Here is a 9505-nt window from a genome sequence, read left to right on the forward strand (position 1 = left end):
AGTCCGGGTAACCGCACATGGCCGCCCGCTCCAAGGCGCGCAAGCGCGCCGTCGACGTCCTCTACGAGGCGGAGGTCCGCGGTAGCGACCGGCTGGCGATGCTCCGCGACCGGATCGAGACGGGGAACCCGCCGGTGCCCGAGCACACGATCCGGCTGGTCGAGGGCGTCGCCGAACATGCGGGTCGCATCGACGCGCTGATCGAGGCGCACGCGTCCAACTGGCAGCTCGACCGGCTGCCCGACGTCGACCGCGCGATCCTCCGCATGGCGGTGTTCGAGCTGCTCTGGGCCGACGACGTCCCGGACGTCGTGGTCATCGACGAGGCGGTGGAGCTGGCGAAGACGCTGTCCACCGACGACTCACCGGCCTACGTCAACGGCGTCCTGGGCGCGATCCTGGCCGCAGAGGTCCCCACCGCCTGACCCGGGTCACGGTGCCGGTCAGGCGCGTGTGGCGGTGAACTCCACCAGGTCGGTCGTGACCTTCGTGCAGTGCAGCCGCAGTCCCCCGGTCGACACAGTCACGCCGTCGGTGCAGGGGAAGGTCTCGCGTCCCACCCGTAAGGTCGCCTGGCCGTCGCGGATGTGGTCGAGCGAGATGGTCGTCCCGAGGACCTGCACGAGCGAGCCGGTCCCCCCGAGCGTGACAGAGCACGAGTTCCCGGAGCAGGACAACACGGCCACGCTGCCGGAGACGGTTCGGCCCGGCTGACCTGGCTGCCCGGGGGCACCGGGAGAACCGGACGCGCCGGCCGACCCGGGCGCACCCGGAGAGCCGGGCTGGCCGGAAGCACCGGCTGCGCTGCTGGAACTGCTGTAACCCGAGGGGCTCCAGCACGCCGTCAGCAGGCCGAGCAACAGCACTGGGAGCAGGACCCGCGAGGAGAACTGACCGCGCCGGTTCACGACCGGATCACCAGGGTCCGTCCGCGGCGAGCGCCGTCTCGAGGGCAGCCCGGCTGTTGATGCCGAGCTTGTCGTACACGTGCGCCAGGTGGGTCTCCACCGTGCGGACGGACAAAACGAGCCGCTCCGCGATCGCGTGGTTGCTGAGGCCCTCAGCGGCCCACGCGGCGATCTGCTGCTCGCGGCGGGACAGCGCGTACGGGCTGAGTCGCGAGAGGGCGGGCGTCGTCAGGCCGCCGGCGGCTCGTGCGAGGCCGACCGCCAGTGCGCCGGAGGCAGCCGCACGGCGACGGTGGCCCGCGGCCCGGTGCGCTGCTGCGGCCTGCGCCGCGGCGTCCGCGGCCAGGACGCGCAGGCCGCGCAGTCGGAACTCTGCCGCGACGTCGTCGAGCTGCTCGCCGAGCCCACGGACGGCAGCGTCCGCCTGAGCCGCGAGCAGACCGGCGAACGTCCCTCCGATGTCCGTGGCGACCTCGCGGAGTCGTCCGGCGACGGTGCCGACGCGGCCGAGTCGAGCAGCTGTGTGCAGGCTGCGTCCCTCCAGCGCGAGCTGTCCCGCTTCTCCGGCCGTGAGAGCGGCACTCAATGCCAGCCGGCCCGCCTCCCGCTCGCGCCCGGCGGTTGCCGCCGTCCATGCCTGCGCAAGCAGCAATTCCGCGTCGAAGCAGCGCACTGCACGGTCGCTCGGCACGCCCAGCAGGATGGCCTCTGCCGAGGACTTCTCCCCGCGTAGCGCCTGGACCTCGGCCTGCTTCGCCTGGCACAGGGCGAGGACTCCGAGGGGGTCGCACGCGCTCAGTCCCGAGGCCGCCTCGGCGAGCCAGTGCTCTGCGTCCTGCAACCGGCCGGCGGCGAGTGCGGCGAGCCCCTGCCCTAGGGCAGCCACCGCGTCCGCCGCGGACCGCGGGCGAGCCATCGTGCGCTCGTGGAGCTCGACCGCCCTGGCCTCGAGGCGATTCACTCGGCCGTCGAGGTCGAGGGCGAGGAGCTCGGCAACGAGGAGGCCGGCCCGGACCGACTGGCTCTCGGTGTCGGAGGTCGAGGCTTCCAGGGCTGCCCACCCGCGCTTCGCCGCCACCACTGCCTCGTCCGCCCGGCCGAGCAGCCCGAGGCCAAGCGTTGACGCCAGCGAGGTCCACGGCGCGGCAGCGTGAGTGGCCGGTGGGTCGGGGCGGGGATCGGCGGAGAGATCGACATCTCCGGACAGCATCCGGAGCAGGGACTCCGCGCCGGTCAGGGCGTCAGCCCCGCCGCTCGAGCGGTCGGTACGGGCCAGGGCCAGTGCGTCGTCCCAACGACCGAGCCCGAGCATGAGGTTCAACATGCGGGTGACCGCGAGACTGCGGCCCTCGGGCAGGTGCCGCTGCATCGGCGTGCCCCCTGCCACGGCCTCGGCCTGCTCGGGGTCCGCGAGCCACCGCAGCGCCTCGGCGAGAGCAGTCTGCGCCGCCACCGACGGCCCGTGCTCCAGCGCAGCCCGGGCAAGGCGCTCGGCCAGCCGGGAGTCGGACCGGGCGTTCGCCTCGGCGGCTGCCCGGGCCAGCACGGGCGGGTCGGCCGGAGAGACGCCCAGCTCGAGGAGCAGCGGTCCGATGCGAGCGGGGTTCTCCCGAGCCCACCGGCGGACGCACTGGGTGCTGGCGAGCCTGGTGCGGAAGTCGCTCGCGGCCGAGTGAGGCATCGCGGCGCACAGGACCTTGGCGTCCAGCGGGCGGGCCACTCGTGCGACCGGTCGCTGGCCGTCGGTCTGGACGGTCACGAGTCCTCGACGCTCCAGTGCGGCGACGACGTCGGACGAGCTCAGCGCGACCAGGTCGGGGAGTTCGAGCTCCCCGATGAGGGCCAGCAGCTCCATGGTCGCGCGCTCGTCGTCGCCGATGTCGCCCATCAGGGTGCGGACGACCTCGCACAGGCGGTCGGTGAGGACCGGGTCGCCGTCCCACTGCCACAGCTCGTCGTACCGGTCCAGCCGCGACACCTGCAGCCCGGCCTCGACGACCTCACGGAGGAGGACGGCGTTCCCCGCGGACGCCTCGTGAAGTTCCTGACATGTTCGCGACGTCGGGCGGCCACCCAGTCGCGCGGTGAGCAGCTCGGTCACGTGGGACAGCGCGAGCGGGCGCAGTTCCACCTGGGCCGCCAGTCCGTCGTGCCACAGCGCCTTGACGAGGTCGGGCGCGCGTGCCCCGCCTAGGACCGTCACCACGGCGTCGGCCATCCGGGTCAGGACCAGTTTGTGCACCAGTGCGGCGGAGACGTCGTCCAACAGGTGGGCGTCGTCGACGACGATGAGGGGACGGGGCTGACCGGGTCCTGCGTCGAAGGCCGCCGCGAGCGCCTGCCACATGGCCGTCGTATCGGTCGCGGCTGCCCCCGGCGGAACGAGGTGCGCCACCGCCTCCAACGGGATTGCCGAGGCCGCACGTGTGCCGGTGACCCACTCCGTGCGCCGGTTCCCTTGGTCCAAGGCAGCGACCGCTTCCCGCGCCAGGCGGGTGCGACCCGAACCGCCCGGTCCCGACACGACGACGGCCGAGACGTCGGTGTCGCTCAGCTCGGCGAGGACGGTCGCCAGCTTGTGATCCCTGTCGACGAACGGCCAGCGCCGGATGGCATGGGGGAGGGGATCGGTACATGCGGCATAGCGATGCTCGACTGCAATTTCAGACATGCCCGACCCGCTCCCTCGTTGCCACGCTGCTTGGCCGCGGGGCCCCCACGTCGGCCCAGACTCCTGCTACGAGACGGTGCGGGCAAGTTGCGTCCGCACGAGATCCGAAATTTGACCCGGCGCACTCGGGGGCGCACGGTCCGCACTGCGTGGACCGTCGGTCCGGCTACGTAGCAGGGTGGCGTCGCCGGACCGCGCCGGGGCGCACCATGGACGTCGGCGGCCAGCGCGATCACCTGCGGGGAGCGGTCTGCCCGGTTCATGGAGGTGGCCATGTGCTGCGACGGGTGCGGGAACGGCGCGTCGACGACCGGCGCGGCCGACCACCGGGGCGGTGAGCTCGTGCGCGGCAAGGACGGGACCCGGGGCCGGGACGGAGCGTCCGACGTGCGGGTGGTCGCCCTCAGTGTCACCCTCCAATTGAGCGGCGGGCACCGCGACGCCCGACCCGGCACGGGGTGCGGTGGCGCTGGTCGCGGCGGCGGCACGGGGCAGGGCGCCCCGTAGTTCGCCTCACCCGTCGGCACAGGTGGCGTGCGCGGACCCGCTGCGCCGGCCGACGTGTCAGGCCTCGGGCCCAGGCGCCGTTACGCCGCCACGTGCGGCGCGGTTCTGTCTTCACCATTCGTGCGTGCGCGGCAACTTTCCGCAGTGCGTATCGGAATCCGGGTCCTACGTGACCGCGGCCGGATGTCGCGTATTGCAGGTCCGATCATTGCGTGTCGCCACCGGCGTTCCCCGTGCCATTTCAGGTTGTCGACCCATGGCCAGCGACTCACTATCTGTTCACCGGATTCGGTGTGAATTCGGTGTTCGGGCGGGAGCGGGGGAGTCCCACCGTTGTGTCGGTGCATCCTTCTGCTGGCTCTTGCCATTCTCTCGGGGGCATTCCCCCGGCTACGAGGAGGAATCATGTTCGCAGACCAGACCGTCGAGCTCCTGCCGGCGCGCACCACCATGACCGCCAGCGGCTGCGGGTGTGGAAGCCGTCGCCGGGGCGGCAACGGGGGACGGGGCGGCAACGGCGGAACGGCCATCAGCGTGCTCGCCGTGAACATCGCGGGGGTGAACCTCGGTGACCAGAACGCCGGGGCCTTCGCCAACGGTGGCGCCGGCGGCGCCGGCGGCAACGGCTGACCGAGGGCTGCCGGCGCCGGAGCTCTGGCTGAGGAGTCGCTGGCCGGCTCCGGGTGACGTCGGGACCCGTGAAACGGGTCGGGTGCGGGGGGCGACCGTCCGGTCGCCCCCCGCTGTCCGTGGTGACAGGGGTATGACGCCCGGACCTCGTGCCCGAGCCGCCCTTCACCGTTCGTGCGGAGGCCGCGACAATCCGCATTGCGTGTCGCAATCCTGGTCCTACGTGAGGGGCGCCGGACGCCGCGTACTGATCGTCCGATGATTGCGTGTCGCCACGCGCGTTCCCCGTGCCATTTCCGGTTGCTGTCCCCATGGCCGGCGACCCAGGATCTGTTTACCGGGTTCGTTCTGAAGTCGGTGTCCAGGCGGGAGCGGGGGAATTCCCACCGTTGTGTCGGTGCATTCTTCCGCTGGCTCCTGCCAATTCCCGGGGGCATTCCCCGTCTACGAGGAGGAATCATGTTCGCAGACCAGACCGTCGAGCTCCTGCCGGCGCGCACCACGATGACCGCCAGCGGCTGCGGGTGTGGGAGCCGTCGCCGGGGCGGCAACGGGGGACGGGGCGGCAACGGTGGAACGGCCATCAGCCTCGTCGCCGTGAACTTCGCGCTGGTGAACGGCGGCGACCAGAACGCCGGGGCCTTCGCCAACGGCGGGTCCGGCGGCGCCGGCGGCAACGCCTGACACCAGCTGACGCGGCCGCGCCGATGACGGTGCGGTTCCGGGAGGGAGAGGTGGCTGGTCACCGGCCGCCTCTCCCTCCCGCACAGCGGGAGAGGACGAGTCGGCATGACGACGACCATCGCGGAGCTTCACCAGGAGCGCCCGGCCGAAGCACCGGGAGGGGAGCAGCGCCCGCCCGCCCCCGCCGGACCAGCAGCCGGGCCCGCGGGTGCGGCGGCCGCCGATCTCGCCGTCCCGCTGCATCGGACCGAGGGCGTCGAACTCCTCGGTGAGTACCAAGGCTCCGGCTATCAGACCCGGAAGTTCCTGGTCCGCCGGTCCGACGGGCAGGTCATGCAGCTGCCCGAACTGCTGTACCGGATCGCCGAGGCGCTGGACGGGCGGGACGCCGGCCGGATCGCCGACGATCTCGGTCGCCGGTTCGCCGAGGAACTCGACGAGCCGCTGACCCCCGAGCAGGTGCGCTACCTGGTCGACGAGAGGTTGCGCCCGGTCGGCATCGTGGCCGCCGATGCGGCCGAGGACACCTCCGCGGCGTCGCCGGCTCCGGTCATGCCCGATCTCCTATTGGCGCTGCGGTACCGGGTCGGCGTCATCCCCGCCGCGGTCGCCTGGCGCATCGCGGGAGTCTTCGAAGGTTTCTTCACCCGGCCGGCCTGGGTCGCGGCGCTCACCGCGTTCGTCGTGGTCGATGCGGCCGTCCTGCTCTCCGTCGACGGCCTCTTCGCCACGCTCCTCACGGGTGTGACCGACTACATCAGGCATCCGCAGCTGGTGCTCGTGCTCTTCGGGCTGATGGTGCTGGCGAACGTCTTCCACGAGTGCGGTCACGTCACCGCCTGCCGCTACGGAGGCGCCCGGCCCGGCGAGATGGGGCTCGGGCTCTACATCGTTTGGCCGGCGCTGTACAGCAACGTCACGGATGCCTACCGCCTGGACCGGACAGGTCGGCTGCGTACCGATCTTGGCGGCGTCTACTTCAACGCCATCTCCATGACCGTCGTGGGTGTCCTGTACCTGCACACCGGTGAACCATGGGTGCTCGTCGCCCTGCTGACCATGCACACCGAGACGGCCGCACAGTTCCTCCCGTCGATCCGGCTGGACGGCTACTACATGCTCGGCGACATCGCCGGCGTCCCCGAGCTGTTCGGCTACGTCGGCCCCGTGCTCCGCAGCGCGCTCCCCGGTCGGCCCACGGACCCGAAGGTCCGGCAGCTCCGCCCGTGGTCCCGGCGGCTGATCGTGCTGTGGGTCGCCCTCACGGTGCCGCTGCTGACTTTCTACCTCGTCGTCTTCCTGCTGGTTCTGCCGCGCGCCCTCCCCTACGTCTGGCAAGCGGTCCTGGAGTACCAGCGGACGGTCGAGGGCGCGATGCAGAACGGCGACATCGGGACCCTGTCGTTGAGCGTCCTGCAGTTCGTGCTCCTCGTCCTTCCCTGGCTCGGCACCGTGCTCATGGCGACCCTGACCTACCGCATGGTCCAGCCCCTGCTGGCCCGGCGGTGGCCGTGGTTCGCCCCGCGGGAGGGGAGGGGTGCCCGTCTGCGCCGGTCGTTGGCGTGGGCCGCGGCCGGGGGGTCCGCCGTCGTGCTGCTGGTCCGGGTCGCGCTCGTCGCCGAGTCGGCTCCCGCCGGCACGGCCGAGGAGCGGGTCGCGAACGCGGCGGCGGCCGTCATGCGGGTCGGGCGCGAGGCGGCGCCCGCAGTGCCGGTCGGTGACATCGCAGTGCGGGATCAGGTCGCCGGCTGGGGGTGGCTCACGGCGGCCTTCGACCGTCACCCCGACGCGCTCACCGCGGCGCGCGAGGTGGCTGTCCTGTCCGTCCTGGTGATGGTCCTCTCGCTGCTGGTCATCGCCTGGCAGCGGCGCTGGCCGGCGGCTGCGGTCGTCGCCACGCTCGCCGCCGCAGCGGTGATGGGACCGGTCGTGTCCCTCTTCGGTGTGCTGACCGCGGCGGGTCTCTCAGCGGGATGGGGGGCGGCCGGCACGGCCCTCCTCGTGCTGGCCCAGGGGCGCAGGCACGGGCGGCACCGCCGGCGGCAGCATCGCTGGCTGCACCCGTCGCTCACGGTCCTGGGTGCGGTGTGCCTCGGGGTGGCCGTCCTGACCGAACCGATGCTGATCGTCGCTCTCGCGGCGGTAGGACTCGTCCAGGTGCTGCGCGGGACGGCGGTGACCCCGACCCGGGCGACGTGGGCCGGACTCGTGCTCGGCACCGCCGCCCTGATCGGCCTGGCGGTGGCGATAGTCCCCGGTCGCCTCGACCAGCCGATGTCGACCGGCCTGGCCGACGTGCAGCAGCAGGTCGTGCTCGGTCTCGCCGGCCTCGTGGTGCTGGCGGCCGTAGGCCTGCGGCTGGTGCCGGTGCCGGCGCTCCTCGTGGCCTCCCTGCTCGTGCCCGCGGCGCTCATGCTGCCCGGCAGCGACGGTGTCCTGCCCGTTCTCGTCGCGACCACGGCGGGTCTGGGGGCGCTGCTCCTCGCCGACCTGCTGCGTCTGCCGCCGACGGAGCGTCGGCATCCCCTGGTCCGGGGGATCATCGCCATACCGGTCGTCGTGGTGGTCCTGGTTGGCCTGCTCTACCTCCCGGCCGGCTCCGGGAGCAGCCAGACGGAGCTACCCGCGACCGCGCCGTCGGTGGGCGCCGCCACGGACTAGCCGACAGCGTGATCCGGAGCTGACCGCACTTCCCGGCGGTGAACCCGCCCCCGCCCGGAGGGGGATGCGATGCGAGGCTCCCCACGCCTGGTCTGGGTGGCCCAGGTCCTGCGGCCGGCCCCCGAGGAGCACGTCCTCGAGGTCGGATGCGGACACGGAGTGCTCGTCGGGCTCCTGGCCGAGCGGACACCGGCGGGCAGGGTCGTGGGTGTGGATCGCTCGCACACCATGATCACCTCGGCCGCGCGCCGGAACCACGCGCACCTGGCGGCCGGGCGCGCGCAGTTGGTGGAAGGCGATTTCGCTTCGGTCGACCTCGGACAGCAGCGTTTCGGCGCTGTCGTGGCCGTCAACGTGCGGGCCTTCTGGACGCCGCCGGCCGTGGAGTGGGACGTGGTCCGGCGGGTGCTGGAGCCGGACGGTCGGGTGCTGATCGCGCACAGCCTGCTCGCCAGCGGCGCGGAGGTGTCGGTGACCGACGCAGTGGTTCGGGCGGCGGGCGAACGGGGGATGCGTCTGGTCACGGTGCACCGGGCGCCTACCTCTCCGGTGCCGTCGCTCGCCCTCGAGCTTCGTCCGGCGAGCACGCTGACGAGGAGGAGTGGCTGAGCGTCAGGGGCGGCTGAGGCGGGGGAGCGGTGGCTCGCGGAGGCGGGCGCAGGACGGATCAGCGCGGGGCGCGGCGGCGCTCCCAGTTGGGGTCGAGCTCCTCGTCGTCGTCGTCTGGGCCACCGAAGCCGACGACGCTCTCCATGCCGGGGTTCAGCACCCCCCACTCGATGAGCCGCGAGGTCAGCTCGTCGGGGCTCATGTCGTAGATGATCGCCAGCGACTTGAGGTCCTCGGCACGGATCGAGAGCACCTTGCCGTTGTAGTCGTGCCGCTGCGCCTGGATGGTCGAGGCGTACCGGGCCAGCGGGCCCGCCTCGTCGGCCGGCAGGGAGCCGAGCGACTCGAGGTTCAGCACGATCTTCGTGCTCGACGTGACCGCCGAGCTGGGCCGCGGATCGGGCAGCAGCTCGGAGACCGGCACGCCGTAGAAGACGGCCAGCTCGGACAGCCGCTGCACGGTGACCGCGCGGTCGCCGCGCTCGTAGGAACCGACGACGACTGCCTTCCAGCGGCCGTGCGACTTGTCTTCCACACCCTGGAGGGAGAGCCCCTGCTGGTTGCGGATGGCGCGGAGCCGGGCGCCGAGGGCCCGTGAGTAGTCGGTGCTCATCGCTGTCTGCTCACTGTCCGTCGTCTCGGAAAGGTCAAGTTGGTGACTGAGCGTACTGGTCGTGCGGTCAGTGCAACAGGAGGGAAACACCTGGTGTGTCAGTGACGTGATCGGTACGCAGCGTGAACCATTCCGGCTCTGACCTGGTACGGAACGGTCGCCGGAGGGCGGCTCCGGGACGTGCAGTACCGTCGTCCGCGGTCCTACCAACTCCTTTAACGA

At 72.2% G+C, this 9505-nt stretch carries 8 protein-coding genes; 5 read left to right on the plus strand and 3 right to left on the minus strand.

What is annotated here, in order from left to right; all coding sequences use genetic code 11:
• Positions 1-17 precede the first annotated feature (17 nt).
• Complete coding sequence (nusB, locus tag CRP30_RS19845) at positions 18-425, plus strand: transcription antitermination factor NusB (RefSeq protein ID WP_097185755.1); 408 nt, start codon at positions 18-20, stop codon at positions 423-425.
• An 18-nt stretch (positions 426-443) separates the two neighbouring features.
• Here the strand turns inward: nusB and CRP30_RS19850 are convergent, their stop codons facing one another.
• Complete coding sequence (locus CRP30_RS19850; RefSeq protein WP_143278509.1) at positions 444-623, minus strand: hypothetical protein; 180 nt, start codon at positions 621-623, stop codon at positions 444-446.
• A 292-nt stretch (positions 624-915) separates the two neighbouring features.
• Complete coding sequence (locus CRP30_RS19855; protein WP_143278510.1) at positions 916-3579, minus strand: helix-turn-helix transcriptional regulator; 2664 nt, start codon at positions 3577-3579, stop codon at positions 916-918.
• Between the two features lie 912 nt (positions 3580-4491).
• Here CRP30_RS19855 and CRP30_RS19865 point away from each other — a divergent pair.
• The 4 genes from CRP30_RS19865 to CRP30_RS19880 all read left to right on the plus strand — a co-directional run bounded on the left by CRP30_RS19865 (position 4492) and on the right by CRP30_RS19880 (position 8670).
• Positions 4492-4716, plus strand: a complete 225-nt coding sequence (locus CRP30_RS19865) for a hypothetical protein (RefSeq protein ID WP_097185759.1) — start codon at positions 4492-4494, stop codon at positions 4714-4716.
• Between the two features lie 459 nt (positions 4717-5175).
• The gene (locus CRP30_RS19870; RefSeq protein ID WP_097185760.1) at positions 5176-5400 is read left to right on the plus strand and encodes a hypothetical protein; all 225 of its coding nucleotides are present in this window, start codon (positions 5176-5178) and stop codon (positions 5398-5400) included.
• 105 nt (positions 5401-5505) lie between these two features.
• Positions 5506-8061 carry a hypothetical protein gene (locus tag CRP30_RS22860; RefSeq protein WP_200814870.1) on the plus strand — a complete coding sequence of 852 codons (2556 nt, stop codon included), beginning with the start codon at positions 5506-5508 and terminating at the stop codon, positions 8059-8061.
• Positions 8062-8130: 69 nt separating this feature from the next.
• Complete coding sequence (locus CRP30_RS19880) at positions 8131-8670, plus strand: methyltransferase domain-containing protein (RefSeq protein ID WP_097185761.1); 540 nt, start codon at positions 8131-8133, stop codon at positions 8668-8670.
• A 58-nt stretch (positions 8671-8728) separates the two neighbouring features.
• Here the strand turns inward: CRP30_RS19880 and bldD are convergent, their stop codons facing one another.
• Positions 8729-9283 carry a transcriptional regulator BldD gene (bldD, locus tag CRP30_RS19885; protein ID WP_097185762.1) on the minus strand — a complete coding sequence of 185 codons (555 nt, stop codon included), beginning with the start codon at positions 9281-9283 and terminating at the stop codon, positions 8729-8731.
• Between the last annotated feature and the right edge of the window lie 222 nt (positions 9284-9505).

This window comes from Blastococcus haudaquaticus (genome assembly GCF_900230285.1).
Classification (GTDB): domain Bacteria; phylum Actinomycetota; class Actinomycetes; order Mycobacteriales; family Geodermatophilaceae; genus Blastococcus_B; species Blastococcus_B haudaquaticus.

Coding starts and splice junctions, on each gene's coding strand:
- nusB (WP_097185755.1), top strand. CDS start 18: ATGGCCGCCCGCTCCAAGGCGCGCAAGCGCGCCGTCGACGTCCTCTAC.
- CRP30_RS19855 (WP_143278510.1), bottom strand. CDS start 3,579: ATGTCTGAAATTGCAGTCGAGCATCGCTATGCCGCATGTACCGATCCC.
- CRP30_RS19865 (WP_097185759.1), top strand. CDS start 4,492: ATGTTCGCAGACCAGACCGTCGAGCTCCTGCCGGCGCGCACCACCATG.
- CRP30_RS19870 (WP_097185760.1), top strand. CDS start 5,176: ATGTTCGCAGACCAGACCGTCGAGCTCCTGCCGGCGCGCACCACGATG.
- CRP30_RS22860 (WP_200814870.1), top strand. CDS start 5,506: ATGACGACGACCATCGCGGAGCTTCACCAGGAGCGCCCGGCCGAAGCA.
- CRP30_RS19880 (WP_097185761.1), top strand. CDS start 8,131: ATGCGAGGCTCCCCACGCCTGGTCTGGGTGGCCCAGGTCCTGCGGCCG.
- bldD (WP_097185762.1), bottom strand. CDS start 9,283: ATGAGCACCGACTACTCACGGGCCCTCGGCGCCCGGCTCCGCGCCATC.